Genomic DNA, 24,513 nt, shown 5'->3' with positions numbered 1-24,513 from the left:
CGGGCGAGCGGGAGCTGCGGCGGCTGCGCGGCGGATCCGTCGGCTTCGTCCCTCAGGACGCGCTCCTCTCGCTCGACCCGCTGCGCCCGATCGGCCGCGAGATCGGCGACGTGCTCCGCCTCCACGGCCGCCTCCCCGCGGCCGAGCGCGCGCAGCGGACGGTCGAGGCCCTGGCGAGCGTCGGCATGCCGGAGCCGGCCGAGCGGATGCGGGAGCGCTCCGGCGACCTCTCCGGCGGGCTCCGCCAGCGCGCCCTCCTCGCGGCGGCCGTGGCGCTCGATCCGCCGCTGCTCGTCGCCGACGAGCCGACCACCGCGCTCGACGTGACCGTCCAGGCCCGCGTGCTCGAGCTCTTCGCCGAGCAGAAGGCGCGCGGCCGGGCGCTCGTCCTGGTCTCGCACGACCTCGCGGTGGTGGCGGGCCTCGCCGACCGCATCCTCGTGCTGGCCGACGGCCGCGTGGTGGAGGAGGGGACCGCGGCCGAGGTGCTGCGCGCGCCCCGCAGCCCCGAGGCCCGCGCGCTCGTGGCCGCCGTCCCCGCCGGGCGCCCGCGCGGCTCCCGGCTCACCGACCCGACCGCACCGGCGACCCCGCCCGAGACTCCCGGCGAGGTCGTGGTCGCGGCCCGCGGACTCGCCGCCCGCTTCCCGCTGCCCGGCGGAGGAGTGAGGGTCGCGGTCGACGACGTCGACCTCCGGCTGCGGCGCGGCGAGACCGTGGGGCTCGTCGGCGAGTCCGGGTCGGGCAAGAGCACGGTGGCCCGGCTCGTGCTGGCGCTGCGGCGTCCGGACGCGGGCGCCGTCGAGCTGTTCGGCGAGCCGTGGTCGGCAGCGACCGAGCGCTCCCGCCGTCCCCGCCGCCCGCGGATCGGCGCCGTCTACCAGGACAGCCTCTCCTCGTTCGACCCGCGCTGGAGCGTCGGCCGCCTCCTCCGCGACGCCGGCACAGCCTCCGTGCCCGCACTGCTCGAGAGCGTGGGGCTCGACCCCGCCCTGGAGCGGCGCTCGCCGCGGACCCTCTCCGGCGGTCAGCGCCAGCGCGTCTCGATCGCCCGGGCCCTGGCGACGCGCCCCGACGTGCTGATCTGCGACGAGCCCGTCTCGGCCCTCGACGTGTCGGTGCAGGCGCAGATCCTCGACCTGCTCGACGACCTGCAGCGCCGTCACGGCCTCGCCCTCCTCCTCATCTCGCACGACCTCGGCGTGATCGCCCACATGAGCGATCGCATCGCCGTGATGCGCGAGGGTCGGATCGTCGAGGCGGGGCCGGCCGCGTCGCTCCTCGCCGCACCGCAGGAGGAGTACACGCGCCGCCTGCTCGCCGCCGCCCCTCGCCTCGAGCGCTGAGCCGTCCGCGGCGCGGCGCCCGCGCAAGCCCGCGCCGCGAATCCGCCGCACCTCCACCACGTGTCGGACCTGCGGCGTAGCGTTGCCGAGGTGATGCGCCCGACGACCCAGACCCTCGGCCAGCTCCGTGCCTCCGGGCACGTGCAGAAGAGCCTCCGCACCGAGATCCGCGACAACCTGCTCGACGCCCTGCGCGAGGGCCGCGATCCCTGGCCGGGCCTGCACGGCTTCGCCGAGACGGTCATCCCGCAGGTCGAGCGCGCCGTCATCGCCGGCCACGACATCGTCCTGCTGGGCGAGCGCGGCCAGGGCAAGACCCGCCTCCTGCGCACCCTCGTCGGCCTGCTCGACGAGTGGACGCCCGTCATCGAGGGGTCCGAGCTCGGCGAGCACCCCTACGAGCCGATCACCACGGAGAGCCGCCGCCGAGCGGAGGAGCTGGGCGAGGACCTGCCCGTCGCGTGGAAGCCCCGCGAGGAGCGCTACGTCGAGAAGCTGGCCACCCCCGACACCAGCGTCGCCGACCTCATCGGCGACGTCGACCCGATGAAGGTGGCCGAGGGCCGCAGCCTGGGCGACCCGGAGACCATCCACTTCGGCCTCATCCCGCGCAGCCACCGCGGCATCGTCGCGATCAACGAACTGCCGGACCTCGCCGAGCGGATCCAGGTCGCCATGCTCAACGTGATGGAGGAGCGCGACATCCAGATCCGCGGCTACGTCCTCCGCCTCCCCCTCGACGTCCTCGTCGTCGCGAGCGCGAACCCGGAGGACTACACGAACCGCGGCCGGATCATCACGCCGCTGAAGGACCGCTTCGGCGCCGAGATCCGCACCCACTACCCGACCGCCCTCGTCGACGAGGTCGCCGTCATCCGGCAGGAGGCGGACCTCGTCGCGACCGTGCCCGATGCGCTCATCGAGATCCTCGCCCGCTTCACGCGAGCCCTGCGCGAGTCGAGCTCCGTCGACCAGCGCAGCGGTGTCAGCGCCCGCTTCGCCATCGCCGGCGCCGAGACCATCGCCGCCGCCGCCCTGCACCGCGCCACCCGCCGCGGCGAGGAGGAGGCGGTCGCCCGCCCCATCGACCTCGAGACCGCCGTCGACGTGCTCGGCGGCAAGATCGAATTCGAGTCGGGGGAGGAGGGCCGCGAGGACGAGATCCTCGACCACCTGCTCCGTCAGGCCACCGCCGAGACCGTCCGCGCCCACCTGCGCGGCGTCGACCTCGGGCCGCTCGTCGAGGCGGTCGAGAACGGCGCGATGATCACGACCGGCGAGCAGGTGACCGCCCGCGAGTTCCTGGCCGGCCTGCCGCTGCTGGGCGAGGCCCGCGTGTACGACGAGGTCGCCGAGCGCCTCGACGCCGTGGGGGAGGGGCGCCGCGCCGGAGCGGTCGAGCTCGCCCTCGAGGGCCTCTACCTCTCGCGCAAGCTGAGCAAGGAGACGGGCGGGGGCGAGGCCGTCTATGGCTGATGCTCCGCGCGGCAACCGGCGGCTGAAGCGCGACGCGCGCTACGCGAAGTACGACGGGGGACCCGATCCGCTCGCTCCTCCGGTCGACCTGAAGGAGGCCCTCGACGCGATCGGCGAGGACGTGATGGGCGGCACCTCGCCCGAGCGCGCCCTGCGCGAGTTCCTCCGCCGTGGCACCCGCGACCGCGAGGGCCTGGACGACCTGGCCGCCCGCGTCGCCGAGCGGCGTCGCGAGCTCACGCAGAGGAACAACCTCGACGGCACGCTCCGCGAGATCCGCGAGCTCCTCGACAAGGCCGTCCTCGCCGAGCGCAAGCAGCTCGCCCGCGACACGCAGATGGACGACGGCGACCGCGCGCTCGCAGAGATCCAGCTCGACAGCCTCCCGCCCTCACCGGCCGCGGCCGTCTCGGAGCTCCGCGACTACCGCTGGCAGAGCCCCGAGGCGCGCGCCGACTTCGAGCGGATCCGCGAGCTCCTGGGCCGCGAGATGCTCGATCAGCGCTTCGAGGGGATGAAGCAGGCCCTCGAGAACGCGAGCGACGAGGACCGGGCCGCGATCGACGCGATGCTCCGCGACCTGAACGAGCTGCTCGAGGCGCACGCGCGCGGGGAGGACACCCCCGAGCAGTTCGACGCCTTCATGGAGCAGCACGGCGAGTACTTCCCCGAGGGACCGGAGTCGGTGGACGAGCTGATCGACGCGCTCGCCGCCCGCGCGGCCGCGGCCCAGCGGATGCGCAACTCGATGACCGCCGAGCAGCGCGCCGAGCTCGACGCGCTCGCCCAGGAGGCCTTCGGCACGCCGGAGCTCATGCAGTCCCTCGGCCGCCTCGACGAGACCCTGCGGGGGCTCCGTCCCGGCGAGGACTGGGGCGGCTCCGAGCGGATGGACGGCGAGCAGGGGCTCGGCCTCGGCGACGGGACGGGCGTGTTCCAGGAGCTGGCCGACCTCGACGCCCTCGCCGACCAGCTCGCGCAGACGGACCGCTCCTCCCTCGACGACCTCGACCTCGACCTGCTGGCGAAGCGCCTCGGCGAGGACGCCTCGGTCGACGCGCAGACGCTGAAGCGCCTGGAGCGGGCCCTGCGCGACTCCGGGACCCTGCGCCGCGGCTCCGACGGCCGCCTCGCCCTCAGCCCGAAGGCCATGCGCCAGCTCGGGAAGGCGCTCCTGCGCGACATCGCCGAGACCGTCTCCGGCCGTCAGGGCGCCCGCGACGTCCGGCGCGCGGGCGCGGCGGGCGAGCGCTCCGGAGCGACGCGCTCGTGGGAGTTCGGCGACACCGAGGCCTGGGACATCCCCCGCACGGTGACCAACGCCCTCACCCGCACCGCCGGCGAGGGCCGACCGGTCGGCTCCGGTGTGCGCATCCGGATCGACGACGTCGAGGTGCAGGAGACGGAGGCGCGGACGCAGGCCTGCGTCGCGCTCCTCGTCGACACGTCGTTCTCGATGGCGATGGACGGCCGCTGGGTGCCGATGAAGCGCACCGCGCTCGCCCTGCACACCCTGATCAGCAGCCGGTTCCGCAACGACGCGCTGCAGCTCGTCGCCTTCGGCCGACGCGCCGAGGTGATGGACGTCGAGCAGCTGGTCGGCCTGGACGCGGAATGGGACAAGGGCACGAACCTGCACCACGCGCTGCTGCTGGCCAACCGGCACTTCCGCAAGCACCCGAACGCGCAGCCGGTGCTGCTCATCGTCACCGACGGCGAGCCGACCGCGCACCTCGAGCCCGACGGCGGCGTCTTCTTCGACTACCCGCCGGACCCGCTGACCGTCGCCGTCTCGGTCCGCGAGCTCGACGCGTCGCTCCGCCTCGGCGCGCACACCACGTTCTTCCGCCTGGGTGACGACTCGGGCCTCGCGCGCTTCATCGACTCGCTCGCCCGCCGGGTCGGCGGCTCGGTGGTGAACCCGGAGGCGGAGGACCTGGGAGCGGCCGTCGTCTCCTCCTACCTCGGCGCTCGCGGCGCGGGTCCGGGAGGCGGCGGAGCGCCGGGCGAGGAGCTGTTCGGCCGCGGCTGGAGCTTCTGAGCGGTTCAGGAGGCAGGAGGGATCCGCTCCCGCGGCTGAGGATCAGCGCGTCCCCGTCGCTCCTGCGGCGTTCGTCCTGACCTCCGACCGCGCCCGGCTCAGAACAGCGGCCAGGGCACCGCGGGCATCCCGCCCCGCGGGCCCGGGAAGCGGCCGAAGGAGCCGAGCCGCTCGCAGCGCTTCGCGAACGCGGCGACCTCGTCCTCGGTGAGCAGCTCCGAGAGCGCCTCGCCGAGCGGTCCGTCGACCTGCGCGCGCAGGAGCGCCAGCGCCGTCAGCTCCTCCTCGAGCAGCGGTTCGCCGATCCAGCCCCAGAGGACCGTGCGCAGCTTGTGCTCGGAGTGGAAGGTGAGGCCGTGGTCGACCCCGTAGCGGTGGCCGTCGGGCAGCGCGAGCACGTGCCCGCCCTTCCGGTCCGCGTTGTTGGCGACCACGTCGAACACGGCCATCCGGCGCAGCGCCGTCGAGTCCTCGTGCACGAGGGAGATGTCCCGGTCCTCCTCGTCGCTGCCGTCGAGGACGTGCCGCCATCCGTCGGGCACGGCGTCGGCGGGCACCAGGTCGACCGCGTCCTGGTCCGGATCGATGTCCTGCCAGAGCTGGACCATGCCCGGCCCGAGCGGACCGTCGCGGAGCCACGTGCGCGGCACCACGTTCCAGCCGAGCGCCTCCGAGACGAGGTAGGCGGCGACCTCGCGGCCCGCGAGCACGCCGTCCGGGAAGTCCCACAGCGGCTTCTCGCCCGAGATCGGCTTGTAGACGACGGACGTCTCGCCGAGCTGCGCGAGGAACGTCGCGTTCGAGGCGATCGTGATCCGGCCGGCCAGCTCCAGCTCGCCGTCGAGCCCGCCCGGGTCGCTCATGCGAGCGGGCAGTCGTGCCCGTCGGGATCCATCGGCTCGCCGCAGCGGGGGCAGAGCGGACGTCCGGCGCCGACGACCTCGAGGGTGCGCTTCGCGAAGGCGCGCGCCGTGCCGACCGGGATCTTCACCTGCAGCATCTCGGTGGGCTCGGGCTCCTCCTCGGAGTCGTCCTCCGCCTCGGTCAGCGGGTAGGCCTCGATCACGATCTGCGCGGTGGACGGGTCCCAGCCGAGGCTGAGACCGCCGACGCGGAACTCGGGCTCCACGGGCTGGTCGAGCGGGTCGTTGTCGACGAGCTCCGGGGGAGTGCCGGCGGGGACGCTGACCGGGTTGCCCTGGGCGGTCATCAGCTGGTCGAGGATCTCGTCGATCTTCTCGGCGAGGAGGGCCGACTGCTGCTTCTCGAGGCCGACGCTGACCACGCGGGGCCCGGTCTTGGCCTGGAGGTAGAAGGAGCGCGAGCCGGGTGAGCCGACGGTCCCCACGACGACGCGATCGGGCCAGTCGAATCCGTGCACGATCGGAGGCATGCCCTCAGTCTACGAGCGCCCGCCTCCGCAGTGGCTGCGCGCGTCGGGCTCGGGCGGCCTGCTGATCGAGTCGCCGTCTCTTCTGCTGACCGAGCCCCCCGCGGAGCGGACGCATCGAGATCCGCCGCTGCCGAGCACCAGCGTCCCTGCCGCTCGATCGAGCCCTGAAGCGGCCCTCCCGAACCCGCGCCTACTCGTGCCCCGCCCCGCCCCCCACGGCGGCGTCCGCCACGGGGGCCGCCTTCCGCAGCCAGCCCAGGTCCCCGGCGTCCGTGTTCATCGCGACGACCTCGGGCCGCCCCGCGCCGTAGCGGATGATCGACACCGACGCCGGTCCGACGCTCAGCCTCTGGAACAGGTCGAGGTGCATGCCGAGCGCGTCCGCGAGGATCGCCTTGATCGTGTCGCCGTGGCTGACCGCCGCCCACACCGCGCCGGCCCCGTGCTCCTCCGCCACCGCCGCGTCGTGCCGGCGGATCGCCGACACGGCCCGGGCCTGCATCGCGAGCATCCCCTCGCCGCCGGGGAACACCACCGCGGAGGGCTGGTTCTGCACCGTCGCCCAGAGCGGCTCCGTCGCGAGATCCCGCAGCGAGCGCCCCGACCAGTCGCCGTAGTCGCACTCGGTGATGTCCTTGTCGATCACCGTCGCCGGCGATCCCGTCTGCCGCTCGAGGACGAAGCGCGTGGTCTGCCGGCACCGCTCGAGCGGGCTCGACACCACGGTCGCGAGCTCGACCGCCGCCAGCCGCTCCCCGGTGCGCGCCGCCTGCGTGCGTCCGACGTCGTCGAGCCGCACTCCGGCGGTGCGTCCGGCGAGGATCCCCGCGGTGTTCGCGGTGGTGCGTCCGTGCCGGACGAGGAGGAGCGTGGGCATGGGGCCAGCGTAGGCGGCCGTGCTCCCGCCCCGCCCCGTCGAGGGGCCGGGGCCGCGCGACTCCATCGCGGGACGGATGCCCCGACCGCAGCGCCTGCCTAGGGTGGAGGAGCGGCCGCCCACCGCGGCCCGGAAGGGACACACATGGACGGGACGACGCCCCCCGGCATTCCCCAGGACGGCACGGATACCGAGACCGCCGCCGCGCGCACCGCCGCCGACGGCACCGACTCCGCGCTCACCGACTCCGCGACCCCCGCGTGGGCCGCCCCCGAGGCCTCCGGCCGCCACGGCGAGGTCGCTCTGCGGATCCGCGGCCTCCGCAAGCGCTTCGGCGACAAGGAGGCCGTGAAGGACATCGACCTCGACGTCCCCGCCGGGTCCTTCTTCGGGCTCGTCGGCCCCAACGGCGCGGGCAAGACGACGACCCTCTCGATGGCCACGGCCCTGCTCCGCCCCGACAGTGGCGTCGTCACGATCCACGACGTCGACGTCTGGAAGGACACTCTCGAGGCGAAGCGGTTGATCGGCGTCCTCGCCGACGGCGTCAAGCTGTTCGACCGCCTCACCGGTCTCCAGCTCGTCACCTACTACGGCCTGCTCTGCGGGCTCGAGCGCTCCGTCGTCGTCGAGCGGACCGACGACCTCCTCGCCCTGCTCGGCCTCGATCCGGCCGACCGCACGCTCGTCGTGGACTACTCCGCGGGCATGACCAAGAAGATCGCGCTCGCCTGCGCGCTCGTGCGCGCCCCGCGCCTCCTGGTGCTCGACGAGCCGTTCGAGTCGGTCGACCCGGTCTCGGCGGCGAACATCCGCGACATCCTCACCGGCTTCGTCGCGTCGGGCGGCACGGTCATCGTCTCGTCCCACTCCATGGACCTCGTCGAGCGGATGTGCGACCGCGTCGCCGTCATCGCAGACGGCCGCGTGCTCGCCTCCGGCACCCTCGAGGAGGTCCGCGCCGGCTCCAGCCTCGAGGAGCGCTTCGTCGAGCTGGTCGGCGGCCGCACCCACCAGGAGGGACCGGCATGGTTGCGCATCTCCTGAGGCTGCGGCTGCTCCTGCTCCGCAACTCGCTGACGCGGAACGTGTGGCAGCTGATCGGCGTGATCCTCGGCGGTCTCTACGCGATCGCGATGCTCGGCCTGGTCGCGGCCGGCCTGGTCGCGCTCGGAGGCACGGACCCGGCGTTCGCGAACGTCGCGATCGTCCTCGGCGGATCCGCTCTGATCCTCGGCTGGGTGCTCGGGCCGATCTTCCTGTCCGGCTCCGACCAGAGCCTCGACCTGCCCACCCTCGCGACGTTCCCGATCCCGCTGCGGACCCTCCTCCTCGGGCTCGCCGCCGCGGGCCTCGCGGGCATCCCCGGCGTGGTGACCACGCTCGGGGCGCTCGCCTCCGCCGCCGCCTGGTGGAGCCGTCCGATCGGCATCCTGCCCGGCCTCGTCGCCGCGGTGATCGGCGTCGCGACCTGCGTGGTCGCGTCCCGCCTGATCGGCGCACTCACCACGGGCCTGGGCTCGAGCCGCCGCTACCGCGAGGTGATCGGCGGGGTCGTGCTCGTCGTCGTCATCCTGCTCGGACCGCTCTTCTTCGGCCTGACCAACGTGATCCGCGACGGCCTGGACGTCCTGCCCGTGATCGCGGGCGCCCTCGGCTGGTCGCCGCTCGGCGCGATCTGGGCCGTCCCCGGATCCGTCGTCGCGGGCGACTGGGTCGCGGCGATCGCGCGCCTGCTGATCGGGCTCGCGACGCTGGCCGTCCTCGTCTGGGCGTGGGCCCGGGCGCTGCGGCACGCGCTCGCGGAGCCCGCCGCGTCCGGCGCGCACTCCGCCTCCGGATCCGCGGGCCTCGGCCTGTTCGGGCGCTTCCCCGGCACCCCGACCGGCGCCGTCGCCGCGCGCGCCCTCGGCTACTGGTGGCGGGACCCGCGCTACAGCCGCGGGCTCCTCGTCATCCCCGCCGTCGTCGTCCTCGCGGTCTTCTACTCCGCGATCGGCAGCGGCGGCGACACCTTCGTGCTGCTCTCGGCCGTGCTCGTCGGTCTGATCTTCGGCGTGACGCTCTGCGCCGACGTGTCGTACGACGGCACCGCCTGGGCGGCGCACGTCAGCTCCGGAGTGACGGGGTCGGCCGACCGCGCCGGTCGCGTCGTCGCCGCCGCGATCATCGGCGTCCCTGCGGTGGTCGTCGTGGCGGTGGGCACCGCGCTGTACGCGGGACGCGCCGACGCGATCCCGGCCGTGCTGGGCATGGCGCTGGCCCTCGTGCTCAGCGGGTTCGGAGTGTCGAGCGTCGCCTCGTCGCTCGTCGTCTACCCCGTGCCCGGGCCGGGGGACAGCCCGCTGAAGACGCCGCCGGGCTCCGGGATGATCTCGAGCGTCGTGATGCTGGGGAGCATGGCCGCGACCGGTCTGCTGGCGCTCCCGTCGATCGTCCTCGGCGCGATCTCGCTCATCGGCGGCGACCCGGCCTTCGGCCTGGCCGGACTGGCGGCCGCCCTCGTGCTGGGCACCGTCTTCGCGCTGGTCGGCATCCGCGTCGGCGGTCGGATCGTCGACCGCCGAGCGCCGGAGCTGTTCGCCGCCCTCGTGACGATCGGCTGACGCGGGTGGCGGGGCGCGGGGCCGGCGGTGCCCGCCCGCTCCCCGTCTCCGCCCCGCTCCTCGCCCCCGCGAGTGCGCGAAAGTTGTCGCACTCGAGCTCGAGTGCGACAACTCCTGCACACTCGCGGGAGCGCCGAGTGCCGAGTGCCGAGTGCCAAGCACTCATGAGTCGTCGTAGTCGAGCGCGAGCACGATGACTTCTGCGCACTCGAGGGTCGCTCGAGTGGACGAGTGTCGAGTCTCCAAGAGTCGTCGCAGCCGAGGGCGAGTGCGACAACTCCTGCGTGCTTGCGAGTGCGACGACTCCTGCGCACTCGCGGGAGCCGACGAGGACCGCGCACCCGCGAGTGGCCGCGCGCCCGCGAAGGCCCGCACACGGGAGCCGCGGCAGAATGTGGACATGCGCAGCCTCGAAGTCCTCCTCGATCCGGAGTCGGAGGCTCGCGTCCGCACCCAGTGGGAGGCGCTCGAGGCGGCCGGCATCCCGAGCCTCGCACTGCACACGTCCGCCAGCAACCGCCCGCACCTCACCCTTATCGCGGGGCCCGAGCTGACCGCCCCGGAGCCGGGCGCGCTCGGTCCGCTTCCGGCGACGGTCGACCTGGGTGCTGTCCTCCTCTTCCCGCACGCCGGGCGCTTCGTCCTCGCCTGGGGAGTGGTCCGCTCGCCCGCCCTCGACGCTCTGCACGACCGGGCCACGCGCCTCGTGCCGGGCGGCGTCGACACCTCGCTGCCGGACGCCTGGACGCCGCACATCAGCGTCTCGCGCCGCCTCCGCGCCGAGCAGCTCGGCGACGCCGTCCCCCTCCTCGGCGAGCCGTTCACCGTCGGCCTCGCGGGCGTCCGCTTCTGGGACGGCGACACCCGCACCCTCACCGACCTCTGATCCGGGCGCCGCAGAAGACCCCCGACCTCCCCGCAGCCGCCTCCCCAGCTCCCTCCCTGCGGCCCTTCTCCACAGTTCCCCGGACCCCCGGGGCGGCGTCGGAGGCGGCGGGTAGAGTTCCCCGGGTGACAGAGCCCACCGCGACAGCCCTCCCCGCCCCGCCGCTCGCCGACCCCTCGGCGGAGTCCCGCGGCGGCGTCCGGAGCGACGCGGCGAGCGGCGCTGCGGGCTCCGGATCCTCCGAGGCGCAGGCGATCCTCGAGAAGGTCTTCGGCTACGGCTCCTTCCGCGGCGAGCAGCAGGCCATCGTCGAGCAGGTCATCGGAGGCGGCGACGCCGTCGTCCTGATGCCCACCGGCGGCGGCAAGTCGCTCTGCTACCAGATCCCCGCCATCGTGCGCCCCGGCACCGGCGTGGTCGTGTCCCCGCTCATCGCGCTGATGCAGGACCAGGTCGACGCCCTCCGCGCGAACGGCGTCCGCGCCGAGTTCCTCAACTCCACCCAGGACGCGGGCGAGCGCAGCCGCGTCGAGCGCGCCTACCTCGACGGCGAGCTCGACCTGCTCTACGTCGCTCCGGAGCGCCTGGGCAACGAGGGCATGAAGCAGTTCCTCGCCCGCGGCCGGATCGCCCTCTTCGCGATCGACGAGGCCCACTGCGTCAGCCAGTGGGGCCACGACTTCCGCCCCGACTACCTCGCACTGGGCGAGCTCGCCGAGCGCTGGCCCGACGTCCCGCGCATCGCCCTCACCGCGACCGCCACCGAGGCGACGCACCGCGAGATCACCTCGCGCCTGCACCTCGGCGCCGCCCGCCACTTCGTCTCGAGCTTCGACCGCCCGAACATCCAGTACCGGATCGTCAACAAGGTCGAGCCGCGCAAGCAGCTGATCGACTTCCTGCGGCGCGAGCACGCGCACGACGCGGGCATCGTCTACGCCCTCTCCCGCAAGAGCGTCGAGGCGACGGCCGAGGCGCTGCGCTCGGCGGGCTTCGACGCCGTCGCGTACCACGCGGGCCTCGACTCGCGGGTACGCGCCGCCGCCCAGTCGCGGTTCCTGCGCGAGGAGGGCGTCATCGTCTGCGCGACCATCGCCTTCGGCATGGGGATCGACAAGCCGGACGTGCGGTTCGTCGCGCACATCGACCTGCCCAAGTCGGTCGAGGGCTACTACCAGGAGACGGGTCGCGCCGGCCGCGACGGACTGCCGTCCACCGCCTGGCTCGCCTACGGCCTGCAGGACGTGGTGCAGCAGCGCCGGATGATCGACGAGTCGCCGGGAGACCTGGCGCACCGTCGGCGGATGTCCGCGCACCTGGACGCGATGCTCGCGCTCTCCGAGACGGTCCAGTGCCGCCGGGTGAACCTGCTCGCCTACTTCGGCCAGGAGAGCACCGCCTGCGGCAACTGCGACACCTGCCTCGAGCCGCCCGCCTCCTGGGACGGCACGGTCGCGGCGCAGAAGTTCCTGTCGACGGTCGTCCGCCTCAAGCGCGAGCGCAATCAGCAGTTCGGCGCCGGACACATCATCGACGTCCTCCGCGGCAAGACCACGCCGCGCACCACCCAGCACCAGCACGACGGCCTCGCCACCTGGGGCATCGGCGCCGAGCTCAGCGACACCCAGTGGCGCGGAGTCGCCCGCCAGCTCCTCGCGCAGGGCCTTCTCGGCGTGAACGACGACGGCTTCGGCACGCTCGTGCTCACGCCCGCGTCCGGCTCCGTCCTCAGCGGCGAGCGGAAGGTCGAGCTGCGGCAGGAGCCGGAGAAGCCGGCCCGCTCCAGCGGATCCTCCCGCTCCGGGCGGTCCACCGTCGCCGAGCTGTCGGGCGAGGCTCAGCCGCTGTTCGAGCGGCTCCGGGAGTGGCGCGCCGCGCAGGCCCGAGCGCAGGCGGTCCCGGCCTACATCGTCTTCAACGACGCAACCCTCCGCGAGATCGCGACCGCCGAGCCGGCGACGATGGACGCGCTCAGCATCATCGGCGGCGTCGGCCAGAAGAAGCTGCTCACCTACGGCGAGGCCGTTCTCGCCGTCGTCGCGGGGGAGAGCCCCGAGATCGCCGTCCCGGAACCCGGTGAGGAGGCTCCCGCTCCCCGCCGCGCGCCGGCCGCCCGTGGCGGGTCGTCCCGCTCGCAAGGGGCGAAGCCCTCGTTCGGCCGCGAGTCGTCCGGTCCGCCGGTGTCCGCCGCTCAGCCGCCGGAGGACGACTGGGTGCCGCCGGACGAGCCCGACTGGGAGCCCGGCTGGGACAGCTACTGATCCGTCGCTGAGGCGCGCGGTTCACCACCCGCGACGGAGGCGGGCGCCGGCGTGGGCGACCGTGTTCCGGGCTCCGCGTCGGCGATCGTGCCCATCTCGTCACCGACGCGAGCGTCCTCGGTCCGAGGCGTCGGCGAGCGCCCTCAGCCGCCCGCGCCCGTCGACGCCATCCACCCGCCGAGCAGCGTGCAGCAGAACGACACCGCGAGGCCCGCCACCGGCACCCAGAACGCGATGCGCCGCCGCACCAGCAGCACGATCGAGACGGCCAGCGCCGCGAGGAACGGCACCCACACTCCTCCTGCGGCGAGGACCACCCCGCCCTCGATCAGGCCGATGTCGCAGGCGTTCGATCCGCCGCACGAGTCGCTGGCCATCGCGAAGAACAGCCCGAAGAACGACAGCAGCAGCGTCACCGCGGAGGCCACGAGGATCAGCACGATCGTCAGCACCAGGTCCCAGACGCGGACCGGGCGCCCATGCGGAACCCCGGATCCCAGCGCGGCCGGAGGCGCGGGAGGCGCGGCCGCGACGTCCACGGGCGGCGCACCCGGAGTCCGGGGAGGCGCTGCCGCGACGTCCGCGGGCGGCCCGGCCGCCGGCTGTCGGGCGGGCGGAGGGGGAGGCAGCGGCGGCTCGCTCATGCCGAGAGACTAGCGAGGCGGCCTCCGGTGCGGCGTCCCTCCTCCGCAGAAGCAGCCCGTAGGGACAGCCCGTTCAGCACACGGACGAGCCGCCCCCTCCTCCGCTCCCGTCGGCAGGGACAGCCCCAGCGCACAGACGAGGCGCCCCGCCCCGCCTGGTCGGTTCCGACAACCCGCTTCCTCCTCCGCCCGGCGCCGTTTGTGCCCGGGCGACGGAACGTTTCCGCCGCGCCGCCGCGCGACCTACCGTGCGAGGACCGCCTCCGCTGCCGCGCCCGTCGGCGCACGACGCACCGGGAGCGGCCCGAACCGCAGACGGTCGAAGGGACACGAACACCATGGTCAGCACCGCTCCCCACCCCCGCTCCGCCGCCGACGCCGCCGACCGGGCGGCCACCGGGCGCACGCGGGCCCGGCGCTCCCGCTCGGGCTCCATCGCGCCCACGCCGCCGGTGGACTCCCTCGGCTCCGAGGTCGACGCGCGCCTGGACGAGGACGGCGCCCCCTCCGTCGACGTCGCCGCCCTCGGCGAGACCCTGCTCGGCGCCTGGCGCGAGCAGCGCCTCGCCAGCCGCGCCCTGACCGCCCGCCCCGAGCTGCACCGCACCGACGGCCTCCCGATGAAGGAGCACCGCCTCCGCGTCTCGGAGCAGATGCGCGTGCTCGCGGCCGAGGGCGGCGTGCACCGCGCCTTCCCGGTCGACCTCGGCGGCGAGGCCGACCACGGTGGCAACATCGCCGGCTTCGAGGAGCTGGTCACCGCCGACCCGTCGCTGCAGATCAAGTCCGGCGTGCAGTGGGGGCTCTTCGGCGCCGCGGTCCTGCACCTGGGCACGCGCCCGCACCACGAGAAGTGGCTGCCGGGGATCATGAGCCTCGAGATCCCGGGCGCCTTCGCGATGACCGAGACCGGGCACGGCTCCGACGTCGCGTCGATCGCCACGACCGCCACCTACGAGGACGGCGTGTTCGTGCTGCGGACGCCGTTCCGCGCGGCCTGGAAGGACTACCTCGGCAACGCGGCGGTGGACGGGCGCGCGGCGGTCGTCTTCGCGCAGCTGGTCACCCAAGGGGTGAACCACGGCGTCCACGCCTTCTTCGTCCCGATCCGCGACGAGCAGGGCGCGTTCCTGCCCGGCGTCGGCGGGGAGGACGACGGCCTCAAGGGCGGTCTGAACGGGATCGACAACGGCCGCCTCCACTTCGACGGGGTCCGCGTCCCGCGCGAGAACCTGCTGAACCGCTACGGCGACGTCGCCGCCGACGGCACCTACTCCTCGCCGATCGCGAGCCCGGGCCGCCGCTTCTTCACCATGCTCGGCACGCTCGTGCAGGGCCGTGTCTCGCTCGACGGAGCCTCGGTCGCCGCGGCGAAGATCGCGCTGACGGTCGCCGTCACCTACGGCGATCAGCGCCGCCAGTTCACCGGCGGCGGCGAGCGGGAGGAGGTGCTGCTCGACTACCAGCGGCACCAGCGCCGCCTCCTGCCGCGCCTGGCCACCACCTACGCCGCCGCCTTCGCGCACGAGAAGCTGCTGACGGCGTTCGACGAGGTGTTCTCCGGCGCGAACGACACCGAGCAGTCGCGGCAGGACCTCGAGACCCTCGCCGCGGGACTCAAGGCGCTCTCGACCTGGCACGCTCTCGACACGCTGCAGGAGGCGCGCGAGGCCTGCGGAGGCGCGGGCTTCCTCGCGGAGAACCGGCTCACGCAGCTGCGCGCCGACCTCGACGTGTACGCGACCTTCGAGGGCGACAACACCGTGCTCCTCCAGCTGGTCGCCAAGCGCCTGCTGACCGACGTCGGACGCCGCTTCAAGGGCGCCCAGCCCGCGGAGCTGGCGCGCTACGCCGCCTCGCAGGTCGCGGGGGCGACCGTCGACAACTCCGGTCTGCGCCGTCTGGCCCAGGTCGTCGCCGATCGCGGATCGACGGCCCGCTCGGTCGGCCAGCTGCGGGAGGACCAGCGCGAGCTGCTCACCGGCCGCGTCGAGAGCATGGTCGCGGGGATCGCCTCACGGCTGCGCCCGGCGTCGAAGCTGCCCTCCGACGAGGCGGCACGCCTGTTCAACGCGCACCAGAGCGAGCTCATCGAGGCGGCGCGCGCGCACGCCGAGCTGCTGCAGTGGGAGGCGTTCACGGAGGCGCTCGCCGGCGTCGAGGACGCGGGCACGCGCACCGTCCTCACCTGGCTCCGCGACCTGTTCGGCCTGGGCCTGATCGAGAAGCACCTCGACTGGTACCTCATCCACGGGCGCCTGTCGTCGCAGCGAGCGGTCGCGGTGACGTCCTACATCGACCGCCTGCTCGCGCGCATCCGCCCGCACGCCGCCGACCTGGTCGCGTCGTTCGGCTACGGGCCCGAGCACGTGCGCGCGGCGATCGCGACCGGCGCCGAGGCGGAGCGCCAGGAGGAGGCGCACGCCTGGTACGAGGCCGCCCGCGCCTCCGGCACCCTCCCCACTCCGGAGAAGCGCCGCTGAGCCCCTCCGCGGGATGCCGTTCCGGTACGCGACACGTCGCGCGAGGCGCACCGGAGTGGAATCCCGCGGAGACAGGACGGGGAGGGGCGCGTCAGGACGCGAGGAACGCCAGCGCCTGGTCGCGCTCGGCGCGCAGCTCGAGCACGGACTCGTCGATCCGCGCGCGGGAGTGCGCGTCGATCTCGAGCCCCTCGATGATCCGCCACTCGCCGTCGACGGAGCGGACCGGGAACGAGGAGATCAGCCCCTCCTCCACCCCGTAGGAGCCGTCCGACTCGACGGCGGCCGAGGTCCACGACGTGCCGTCGACCCAGTCGCGCACGTGGTCGATCGCGGCGGAGGCGGCGGACGCGGCCGAGGAGGCTCCGCGGACCTCGATGATCTCGGCGCCGCGCTTGGCGACCCGCGGCTCGAACTCCGTGTGCAGCCACTCGGCGTCGACCAGCTCGGGCACCGGACGTCCGCCGACGGTGGCGTGCGTCGCGTCCGGGTACTGCGAGGCGGAGTGGTTGCCCCAGATCGCGACGCCCTCGATCGCGTCGACGGGGGCGTCGAGCTTCGCGGCGAGCTGCGCGACCGCCCGGTTGTGGTCGAGGCGCGTCATCGCGGTGAAGCGGCCGGCAGGGATGTCCGGGGCGCTGCGCCGCGCGATCCAGGCGTTGGTGTTGGCCGGGTTGCCGACGACCAGCACGCGGATGTCGGAGGCGGCGTGCGCGTTCAGCGCGGCACCCTGAGGTCCGAAGATGCCCGCGTTCGCGGCGAGCAGGTCGGCGCGCTCCATGCCCGCGCTGCGCGGCCGGGCGCCCACGAGGAGGGCGACGCTCGCGCCGTCGAACGCGGCGGCCGGGTCGTCCGTCGCCTCGATCCCGCGGAGGAGGGGGAAGGCGCCGTCCTGCAGCTCGAGCGCCGTGCCCGCGGCCGCGCGGAGGCCGGAGGGGATCTCGAGCAGGTTCAGGCGGACGGGGACGTCCGGCCCGAGGAGCTGACCCGAGGCGATGCGGAAAAGGAGCGCGTAGCCGATGGCGCCTCCGGCTCCCGTGACCGTGACCGTGACCGGAGTGCGCTGCTGGTTCATGCGCCGAGCGTATTCCCGCCGGCTGGGGGAGGGGGAGGAGTCAGCCGGACGGCGGGCCCTCGGCGGGAGGCGCCGTCGACCCGCGGAGCACGAGCTTGTTGCGCAGCCGCACGTGCTGCTCGGCCACGCTCCCGCCGTCGATCAGCGTCAGGAGCGCCCGGGCGGCCGCGCGCCCCACGCGGTGCAGCGGCTGCCTCACCGTCGTGAGCGCGGGGACCACCCGGGAGGCGTCGGGCACGTCGTCGTAGCCCACGACCGAAAGCTGCCCCGGCACCGAGAGGCCCAGCGCCCGGGCCGCCTCGATCACGGCGATGGCGGAGGCGTCGTTCGCGGCGAGGACCGCCGTCGGGCGGTCGGGCAGCAGCAGCAGCTCGTGGGCGGCGGCGAGGGAGGGGTCGTGCCGGTAGTAGCCGACCCGTACGAGCGCGGGGTCGTAGGGGAGGCCGGCGTCCGCGAGCGCCCGCTGGTAGCCGGCGCCGCGCCGGTGCGACGACTCCAGGTCGGGGCGGCCCGCGACGAAGCCGATGCGGCGGTGGCCGAGCCCGATCAGGTGGCTGGTCGCCAGCTGCGCTCCGCCGAAGTCGTCGGTCGCCACCGAGTGCAGCTCGGTCTGCGCGGTCAGCGGATCCACGACGACGAGCGGCAGGTCCGACGGGGGGATCACGCCGGAGGGAGTCACCAGGATCGCTCCCGCTACGTGCGCCTCGGTGAGGCGCCGCAGGGACTCCTGCTCCCATCCCGCCCGGCCCCGGCGGCTCGCCCCGCTGCCGGCGAGGAGGTCGAACCGGGTCCCCCGGAGCGCCGTCGCCACTCCCTGCAGCACCTCCGTGCCGAACGGCTCGAAGTCGCCCAGGAGCACGCCGATGACGCCTGAGCGCTCCGCGCACTCCGTCGTCACGACCTCCTGCTCGGCCTCCGCCGTCGCCGCCCCTGCGGACATCCTCGTCCCCTCCCGCCGTCCCCGCCCGGCCGCGGCGGAACGCGGTGATCGCCTCGCTGCGCTGCTCCGGACGGTTGAGAACACGTCCTTGCAATCGGGAATGTTCCCGGTAACATTGCCCGCAAGACTAGCTGAGGGAAAGCTCAGCAGTCGAGAGAGACGAGTATCGGGCAGCCTTTCTCCCCTCAGTGCTGAGGGGGTCGAGAGCTGGAGCTCGCGTGGCCACGCTGTGGAAGCCGCCGCGCACGAGCCGTCCGCCGCTCTCCGCGCGTCCTGCGCTCCAGGCGCGGCCGAACGCCCCTCGGGCTGCGCCGCGCTCCGTCCTCTCGCGGCCTCGGGCCGCGCCACCACTCCGCGCCGTCCGGCGCTCGACCTGATCGGCGACGATGCCGATCGAGTGAGGAACACCATGTCCACGCGACGCACCCCCCGACCCCTCTGGCTCGTCCGCTCGGGCGCCGCTCTCGCCGGCTGCCTGCTCCTGTCCGGCGTCGCCGCCGCGGCCGCGGCCGCCGACACCGAGTACGGCTCCGACGACGTCGACGTGAACGTCAGCATCGAGGAGCTGGAGCAGCCCGGCGCCCTCTCGATGTCGATCGACGGCACCTCCGCCACGCTCGCCGAGGAGGGCTCCACCCCGACCGTGCGCGCCTTCACGGGGCAGCTGCCCGACGTGACCGTGACGGACACCCGGACCGTCGACGAGATCCCGGCCGGAGCCGGCTGGTACGTCCTCGGCTCGGCGAGCGCCTTCACCGGCGACGCGGACCAGGAGGACATCTCCTCCGACCACCTCGGCTGGACGCCGGTCCTCGTGGACGGCGGCGAGTCGGGCCTCGTGTCCGAGGGCGACCCGGTCGACACGATCCTCGACGAGGGCGCCGACGCCGTGGGCCTGTTCGACCAGGAGCTGCTCGCGCTGTCGCTCGACTCGCAGGAGACCGCGACGGACGGGTCCTGGACCGTGTCCGCGGGCCTCACCCTGAAGACCGAGGCCGACGTCGCCCCCGGCGACTACTCCTCCGTCCTGACGCTGTCGCTGTTCGAATGACCCCGATGCGCGCAGTCGCCTCCACGGCGATCGGCGCCCTCCTCGCGGCGGGCCTGCTCGCCTCCGGCGCGGCTCCGGCGACCGCGGCCGGCGCGTGGTCGCCGAAGGCCTCCTACACGTCGACGGACCGCGGCGACGGCACCTACTCCGTGCCGCTGCTGAACGCCGACGTGCCCGACGTCAGCGTCGAGCGCGTGCCCGCGTCCGAGAACGACGAGGGCCGCGACATCTACTACATGATCAGCACCACGATGCACCTGAGCCCGGGCGCCCCGATCATGAAGTCCTACGACCTCGTCAACTGGGAGATCGTCAACTACGTCTTCGACCGGCTCGAGATCGGCGACCGCTTCTCGCTCCGCAACGGGCAGAACTCCTACGGCAACGGCCAGTGGGCCTCGTCGCTGCGGTACCACGACGGCCGCTACTACGCGGTCTTCAACACCAACAACCTCGGCGGCTCCTACCTCTACTCGACCGACGACATCGAGGACGGAGCCTGGACCCGCACAGCCCTCGGCCGCGCCTTCCACGACCCGTCGCTCTTCTTCGACGACGCGGACGGCGGCACGCCGTACATCTTCTACGGCTCCGGATCCACCAGCGCCGTGAAGCTGAGCGAGGACCTGACGACCGTCGTCGCCGAGTACCCGAACATCCTCCGCACCTCGGACTACCCGGGAGCCGGCTACCTCGGCGGCCTGTTCGAGGGCGCGCAGGTGCAGTACATCGACGGGCAGTACTACATCGTCATCATCACCTGGCCCTCGGGCCAGGGCCGCCAGGTGGCGCTGTTCCGCTCGTCCGAGCTGCTGGGCCGCTACGCGACCGCCGACGGCAGCAACCCCTACGAGGGCAAGGGCGTGCTGAACTCCAGCGGGTTCGCCCAGGGGAGCCTCGTGCCGATCGCGAAGGAGGACGGCTCGACCGCCTGGCACGGCATGTTCTTCCGCGACAGCTTCCCGACCGGCCGCATCCCCGGGCTCATCCCGGCGACGTGGAAGGACGGCTGGCCGACGTTCGGGACGAACGGCTCGGTGCCGGTGGGCGGGAGCTTCCCGAAGCCGATCCGCCTCAGCCCCGAGGAGGAGCTGTTCGAGCGGCAGAAGAGCATCGTCGTCTCGGACGACTTCGACAACGACGCCCCGGCGAAGGCCTACCAGGACGAGTCGTGGACGATCCCGCCCGCGCCCTCCTACGACGCGTCGCTGCTCGGCGTGCAGCTGCTCCAGAACCCGGGAGCGGAGTCGGGGACGGCGCCGTGGGCAGGCCAGTTCGGCGCGACGCTGTCGGCCGACACGACCGACCCGGCGTCCGGCACCGCCGCGCTCCGCGTGGGCACCCGCACGCTCAACGGCTCAGGCCCGAGCCAGGTGCTGGCGAACAAGCTGCAGCGCGGCGTGACCTACACCGTGTCCGCGAAGGTGAAGTACACGACCGGCCCCGCGTCGGTCCGCTTCAACCTCTGCGCCGACTTCGGCGCGGGACCCGTGACGATGGCCTCCGCCGCCGTCACGCAGGGGCAGTGGACGACGATCACGGGGACCTACACGGTGCCCGAGACCGCGAACGTCGGCAGCGTGAAGTTCGCCGTCGAGACGCCGTGGGGCAATCCGCAGCCGGCGTCCTCGAGCACCGAGTACCTGCTCGACGACGTCTCGCTCGTCGGCGCCGCTCCCACCCTCGAGCGCCCGACGGCCGCCGAGATCGAGCCGAACGGCTCGACCCTCGCCCTCCCCTGGCAGTGGAACCACGCCCCCGACAACCGCTACTGGTCGCTGACCGAGCGCGAGGGCTGGCTCCGCCTCACCAACGGGAAGGTGCTCAGCGGAACGGCCGCGCACACGCGCCTCTCGGGCTCGCCCGAGATGACGTACCTGGAGGAGGCGCGCAACACGCTCTCCCAGCGCATCGTGGCTCCGAAGCAGTCGGCGGAGGCGGCGTTCGACGTCTCCGGGATGAAGGACGGCGACGTCGCCGGGCTCGCGGCCTACAACCGCGGCTTCTCCTACGTCGCGGTCAAGCGCGTGGACGGCGTCACCACCGTCGGCGTCGTGAACCGCAGCCAGCCGTTCGCGACCACGTTCGATCAGGCGGCCGTCGAGTCCTTCCTCCCCGGCACCACCGCCGCACTCGGCGACGCCTCGCAGGTGCGCCTGAAGGCCGACCTCGAGCTCTCGGCCCCGGCCGGACAGCTCTGGACGACCTTCTCGTACAGCCTCGACGGGACGAGCTGGACGAAGCTCGGCAGCCGCGTCGGCCCGCAGACCCTCGACGGTCAGCTCACGCACTTCATGGGCCACCGCCTCGGGCTGTTCAGCTACGCGACGAAGACCGCCGGCGGCCACGTCGACGTCGACGAGTTCCTCCTGAGCGACACCCTCTCCTCGGAGGGGAAGGCGCTCGACCGCTCGCAGCTCGACGCGGCCGTCGCCCACGCGGCGACGCTCCGCTCCGACGACTACCCGGCCGACGCCTGGTCCGACCTCCAGTCGGTCCTCGCGAAGGCGCAGGCGGTCGGTACCGCGGGAACGCAGAACCAGATCGACGCCCCGGAGCGCGCGCTCAGCTACCAGCTGGCCCGCCTCGGGACGCTGAAGGAGGCGTCGCTCGATGTGACCGCCGCCGCCGCGACCCGCTGCATCGCGGGGAAGGTCGTCGTGACCGTGCGGGCGACCAACGCCGACGACGTGCCCGTCGCCCTCCGGATGGAGAGCGCCTCCGGCACGAAGACGGTCGCCGCGCTCGCACCCGGCGCCACGACGAGCCACGCCTTCACCACGCGGGCGGCCTCGGTCCCCGCCGCCGAGGTGGTCGTGACCGCGACCGCCACCCTCGACGGCGAGCCGGTGACGACCACGGTGAGAGCGCCCCACCCGGCCGCGTCCTGCGGCTGAGCACTCCGGGGGCGGCCCGCGCGGCCGCCCCCGCCCCCGAACGCGTCAGCGGCACCCGTCGCCGACGATCTCCTGCACGACACGATCAAGGAGGATCCGTGAGATCACCACAACGAGAAGCCGCTCCGAAGGGGCGGTTGCGGCTGAGGCTGCTGGCCACGGCCGCGCTGACCGCGCTCCTGGTGGCCCCCTTCGCCGCCCAGACCTCGTCCGCCGCTGAGGCGGAGCTCATCGTCAACGGCGGCTTCGAGAGCGGCATCAGCAGCTGGTTCGTCAACAACGGCAACGCCGCCGACGCCGGCACCATCGCGACGACCACGGATGCGCGCACCGGCACCGCCGCAGCGCTCGTCACCGGCCGCACGACCACCGGCGCGGGCGCCATGCAGGACCTCAGCGGCAGGGTCGTCGCCGGCCAGACCTACCAGGTCAAGGCGCAGATCAAGTACGAGAACGCCGCGAGCCCCGCGACCAAGCAGTTCTTCGCCACCATGCACTACGGCGGAGGCACCTACACGAACCTCGCGAGCGTCACCGCCACGAAGGGGCAGTGGGCGACGATCAACGGATCGTTCACCATCCCCGCCGGGCAGAGCGTCGCGACCGCGCGCCTCTTCTTCGAGACGCCGTGGACCGCGACTCCCTCGGCCGCGCCCGAGACGCATCTCATGGACTACAAGCTCGACGACGTCTCGCTGGTCGGAGCGGCGCCGCCCGCGCCCGCCTCGCGCACCATCGAGGTCGTGGGCAAGATCCCGGGCGACCACAACCCGCTCATGGGCTGGAAGTTCGGCGCCGACGGCTTCGGCTTCGTCGAGAACGGCCGCGTGTACATGTACATGACGAACGACACCCAGGGCTACGCTCCGAACCCCGCCACGGGCGTCTCGGCGGGCATCGACTACGGCAAGATCAACCAGATCACCGTGATCTCCTCGGACGACCTCGTCAACTGGACCGACCACGGCGAGATCCAGGTCGCCGGCTCCACCGGAGTCGCGCCCTACACCGGCAACTCGTGGGCTCCCGGCATGGCGAAGAAGACCGTGAACGGCGTCGACAAGTACTTCCTCTACTACGCCAACGGCGGCGGCTCCAGCAACGTGATCACCGGCGACTCGCCGGTGGGCCCGTGGACCAGCCAGCGCACCTCCACGCTCATCAACGCGTCCACCCCGGGCGCCGAGGCGGTCGCGTGGAAGTTCGACCCGGCACCGCTCGTCGACGACGACGGCCAGGGCTACCTGTTCTTCGGAGGCGGACCCGCCTCGACCGCGCTCCCCGCGGCCGAGCGCTTCAACAACCCGAAGAACATCCGCGTGATCGAGCTCGGCGACGACATGATCTCGACCCAGGGCACCTCGGCCGTCGTGGACGCGCCCGTCGCGTTCGAGGCGGCCCAGGTGTTCAAGCGCCAGGACAAGTACTACCTCTCGTACTCGTCCCACTTCGGCGGCAACGACTTCGGCGGCAACCAGACCCGCGAGCCCGGCTACCCGGGCGGCGGTGAGATCGGCTACATGATCTCGGACGACCCGATGTCCTGGCCCAAGGAGAACTACGCCGGCGTGATGTTCCCGAACCAGAGCCGCTTCTTCGGAGCCGGCACCGGCGGCAACAACCACCAGTCGGTCTTCGAGCTGGGCGGCAAGTACTACTTCACCTACCACGCGCCGACGCTCAACAAGCGGATCAACGGCGACACCACCCAGGGGTACCGCAGCCCGCACATCCAGGAGCTGCAGTTCAACGCCGACGGCACGGTGCAGCAGGTGGTCGGCGACTACAAGGGCGTCGACCAGGTGAAGGACTTCGATCCGTACCGCACCTTCCCGGCCGAGACCATCGGCTGGAGCAAGGGCATCGCGACGGCGCCGCTCGGCACCCCCGCCGCGGGCGCGACCCAGAACCTCGTGCTGAAGGACCTCGACAACGGCGACTGGACCGCGCTGTCGGCCGTCGACTTCGGGGACACCGGAGCCGCGACGTTCACCGCGAAGGCCAAGGCGCTGCAGGCCGGCGGCACCGTCACCGTCCGCCTCGACTCCGAGACCGGGCCCGTCGCGGGCACCGTCGCGGTGAACGGGACGACCGGTGAGTGGACCGACGTCAGCGCCGCGCTGACCGGAGCGACGGGAGTGCACGACGTGTACTTCAGCTACTCCGGACCCTCGGGCGACCTGTTCGAGCTCGACACCTTCGCCTTCACCGAGGGCGAGGCTGCTCCGGCGCTCGACATCACGGCGAGCGCTGCGACCCGCTGCATCGCGGGCAAGGCGATCGTCACCGTCCAGGCGAGCAACGGCTCCGACGTCCCCGTCGGCGTGACCTTCACGTCGATGTCCGGCACGAAGTCGTTCACCTCGGTGGCGCCCGGCAAGACCGTGTCGCACGCCTTCACCACCCGTCAGGCGAACCTGCCCGCCGGTGCGGTGACCGTCGAGGCCACGGCCACGATGAACGGCGCCCCCGTCGAGACGGAGGTGAGCGCTCCGTACGCGGCGCGCCCGTGCTCGTAGCGCACGGCTGAACCACCG

General features: G+C 73.5%; 17 protein-coding genes. 11 read left to right on the top strand and 6 right to left on the bottom strand.

From position 1 onward, the window contains the following. The 3 genes from C5D04_RS08600 to C5D04_RS08590 all read left to right on the top strand — a co-directional run. Positions 1–1,346, top strand: a 1,346-nt coding sequence (locus C5D04_RS08600) for an ABC transporter ATP-binding protein (protein WP_104347585.1), incomplete at its 5' end; no start/stop codon positions are given. Positions 1,347–1,439: 93 nt separating this feature from the next. Further along, positions 1,440–2,822 (top strand): magnesium chelatase, encoded by a 1,383-nt coding sequence (locus C5D04_RS08595; RefSeq protein WP_104262318.1) that lies wholly within the window; start codon positions 1,440–1,442, stop codon positions 2,820–2,822. Continuing rightward, positions 2,815–4,863: a VWA domain-containing protein gene (locus tag C5D04_RS08590; protein ID WP_104233652.1), complete on the top strand. Its 2,049-nt coding sequence runs from the start codon at positions 2,815–2,817 to the stop codon at positions 4,861–4,863. The genes C5D04_RS08595 and C5D04_RS08590 overlap by 8 nt, the downstream gene beginning before the upstream one ends. Positions 4,864–4,961: 98 nt before the next feature. Here the strand turns inward: C5D04_RS08590 and C5D04_RS08585 are convergent, their stop codons facing one another. The 3 genes from C5D04_RS08585 to C5D04_RS08575 form a co-directional block, all read right to left on the bottom strand. Continuing rightward, positions 4,962–5,726, bottom strand: a complete 765-nt coding sequence (locus C5D04_RS08585) for an SCO1664 family protein (RefSeq protein WP_104225050.1) — start codon at positions 5,724–5,726, stop codon at positions 4,962–4,964. Continuing rightward, complete coding sequence (locus C5D04_RS08580) at positions 5,723–6,256, bottom strand: DUF3090 domain-containing protein (protein WP_104225051.1); 534 nt, start codon at positions 6,254–6,256, stop codon at positions 5,723–5,725. Before C5D04_RS08580 ends, C5D04_RS08585 begins: the two co-directional genes overlap by 4 nt. Before the next feature lie 190 nt (positions 6,257–6,446). Beyond that, a complete protein-coding gene (locus tag C5D04_RS08575) occupies positions 6,447–7,133 on the bottom strand; it encodes a histidine phosphatase family protein (RefSeq protein WP_104347584.1) in 687 nt (228 codons plus the stop codon). A gap of 144 nt (positions 7,134–7,277) precedes the next feature. On the opposite strand from C5D04_RS08575, the gene C5D04_RS08570 reads away from it, so the two are divergent. The 4 genes from C5D04_RS08570 to recQ all read left to right on the top strand — a co-directional run bounded on the left by C5D04_RS08570 (position 7,278) and on the right by recQ (position 12,886). After that, a complete protein-coding gene (locus C5D04_RS08570) occupies positions 7,278–8,180 on the top strand; it encodes an ABC transporter ATP-binding protein (protein ID WP_104347583.1) in 903 nt (300 codons plus the stop codon). Next, a complete protein-coding gene (locus tag C5D04_RS08565) occupies positions 8,162–9,739 on the top strand; it encodes a transporter (protein ID WP_104347582.1) in 1,578 nt (525 codons plus the stop codon). The genes C5D04_RS08570 and C5D04_RS08565 overlap by 19 nt, the downstream gene beginning before the upstream one ends. Positions 9,740–10,139: 400 nt before the next feature. After that, complete coding sequence (locus C5D04_RS08560) at positions 10,140–10,625, top strand: 2'-5' RNA ligase family protein (protein ID WP_104347581.1); 486 nt, start codon at positions 10,140–10,142, stop codon at positions 10,623–10,625. A gap of 125 nt (positions 10,626–10,750) precedes the next feature. Beyond that, positions 10,751–12,886 carry a DNA helicase RecQ gene (gene recQ, locus C5D04_RS08555; protein WP_104287760.1) on the top strand — a complete coding sequence of 712 codons (2,136 nt, stop codon included), beginning with the start codon at positions 10,751–10,753 and terminating at the stop codon, positions 12,884–12,886. Positions 12,887–13,029: 143 nt separating this feature from the next. On the opposite strand, the gene C5D04_RS08550 is transcribed toward recQ, so the two are convergent. Beyond that, entirely contained in the window at positions 13,030–13,530 is a 501-nt protein-coding gene (locus tag C5D04_RS08550) for a DUF6264 family protein (RefSeq protein ID WP_146087849.1), read from the bottom strand. Positions 13,531–13,868: 338 nt separating this feature from the next. On the opposite strand from C5D04_RS08550, the gene C5D04_RS08545 reads away from it, so the two are divergent. Further along, on the top strand, positions 13,869–16,013 hold the full coding sequence (locus tag C5D04_RS08545) for an acyl-CoA dehydrogenase (protein WP_104257808.1): 2,145 nt from the start codon (positions 13,869–13,871) through the stop codon (positions 16,011–16,013). 91 nt (positions 16,014–16,104) lie between these two features. Here the strand turns inward: C5D04_RS08545 and C5D04_RS08540 are convergent, their stop codons facing one another. Together C5D04_RS08540 and C5D04_RS08535 are read right to left on the bottom strand one after the other, a co-directional pair. Beyond that, a complete protein-coding gene (locus C5D04_RS08540; protein WP_104224379.1) occupies positions 16,105–17,088 on the bottom strand; it encodes a malate dehydrogenase in 984 nt (327 codons plus the stop codon). A gap of 40 nt (positions 17,089–17,128) precedes the next feature. After that, positions 17,129–18,028: a LacI family DNA-binding transcriptional regulator gene (locus tag C5D04_RS08535; RefSeq protein WP_104224380.1), complete on the bottom strand. Its 900-nt coding sequence runs from the start codon at positions 18,026–18,028 to the stop codon at positions 17,129–17,131. A 409-nt stretch (positions 18,029–18,437) separates the two neighbouring features. Here C5D04_RS08535 and C5D04_RS08530 point away from each other — a divergent pair, with 409 nt between their 5' ends. The 3 genes from C5D04_RS08530 to C5D04_RS08520 all read left to right on the top strand — a co-directional run bounded on the left by C5D04_RS08530 (position 18,438) and on the right by C5D04_RS08520 (position 24,495). Then, positions 18,438–19,079: a hypothetical protein gene (locus C5D04_RS08530; protein WP_104233676.1), complete on the top strand. Its 642-nt coding sequence runs from the start codon at positions 18,438–18,440 to the stop codon at positions 19,077–19,079. A 5-nt stretch (positions 19,080–19,084) separates the two neighbouring features. Then, complete coding sequence (locus C5D04_RS08525; RefSeq protein ID WP_258065649.1) at positions 19,085–21,976, top strand: family 43 glycosylhydrolase; 2,892 nt, start codon at positions 19,085–19,087, stop codon at positions 21,974–21,976. 98 nt (positions 21,977–22,074) lie between these two features. Then, a complete protein-coding gene (locus tag C5D04_RS08520) occupies positions 22,075–24,495 on the top strand; it encodes a family 43 glycosylhydrolase (RefSeq protein ID WP_219815018.1) in 2,421 nt (806 codons plus the stop codon). Positions 24,496–24,513: the final 18 nt, after the last annotated feature.

This window comes from Rathayibacter sp. AY1D2 (assembly GCF_002932695.1).
In the GTDB taxonomy this organism is placed as follows: domain Bacteria; phylum Actinomycetota; class Actinomycetes; order Actinomycetales; family Microbacteriaceae; genus Rathayibacter.
Note: the sequence above shows the minus strand (reverse complement) of the source record. Positions and strands in the feature narration are given on the sequence as shown.

Excerpts from the sequence above, each read along its gene's own strand:
- C5D04_RS08540 (WP_104224379.1), bottom strand. The coding sequence starts at position 17,088 with ATGAACCAGCAGCGCACTCCGGTCACGGTCACGGTCACGGGAGCCGGA.
- C5D04_RS08565 (WP_104347582.1), top strand. The coding sequence starts at position 8,162 with ATGGTTGCGCATCTCCTGAGGCTGCGGCTGCTCCTGCTCCGCAACTCG.
- C5D04_RS08585 (WP_104225050.1), bottom strand. The coding sequence starts at position 5,726 with ATGAGCGACCCGGGCGGGCTCGACGGCGAGCTGGAGCTGGCCGGCCGG.
- C5D04_RS08570 (WP_104347583.1), top strand. The coding sequence starts at position 7,278 with ATGGACGGGACGACGCCCCCCGGCATTCCCCAGGACGGCACGGATACC.
- C5D04_RS08590 (WP_104233652.1), top strand. The coding sequence starts at position 2,815 with ATGGCTGATGCTCCGCGCGGCAACCGGCGGCTGAAGCGCGACGCGCGC.
- C5D04_RS08560 (WP_104347581.1), top strand. The coding sequence starts at position 10,140 with ATGCGCAGCCTCGAAGTCCTCCTCGATCCGGAGTCGGAGGCTCGCGTC.
- C5D04_RS08580 (WP_104225051.1), bottom strand. The coding sequence starts at position 6,256 with ATGCCTCCGATCGTGCACGGATTCGACTGGCCCGATCGCGTCGTCGTG.
- C5D04_RS08535 (WP_104224380.1), bottom strand. The coding sequence starts at position 18,028 with ATGTCCGCAGGGGCGGCGACGGCGGAGGCCGAGCAGGAGGTCGTGACG.
- C5D04_RS08525 (WP_258065649.1), top strand. The coding sequence starts at position 19,085 with ATGCGCGCAGTCGCCTCCACGGCGATCGGCGCCCTCCTCGCGGCGGGC.
- C5D04_RS08545 (WP_104257808.1), top strand. The coding sequence starts at position 13,869 with ATGGTCAGCACCGCTCCCCACCCCCGCTCCGCCGCCGACGCCGCCGAC.
- C5D04_RS08550 (WP_146087849.1), bottom strand. The coding sequence starts at position 13,530 with ATGAGCGAGCCGCCGCTGCCTCCCCCTCCGCCCGCCCGACAGCCGGCG.
- C5D04_RS08530 (WP_104233676.1), top strand. The coding sequence starts at position 18,438 with ATGTCCACGCGACGCACCCCCCGACCCCTCTGGCTCGTCCGCTCGGGC.
- C5D04_RS08575 (WP_104347584.1), bottom strand. The coding sequence starts at position 7,133 with ATGCCCACGCTCCTCCTCGTCCGGCACGGACGCACCACCGCGAACACC.
- C5D04_RS08595 (WP_104262318.1), top strand. The coding sequence starts at position 1,440 with ATGCGCCCGACGACCCAGACCCTCGGCCAGCTCCGTGCCTCCGGGCAC.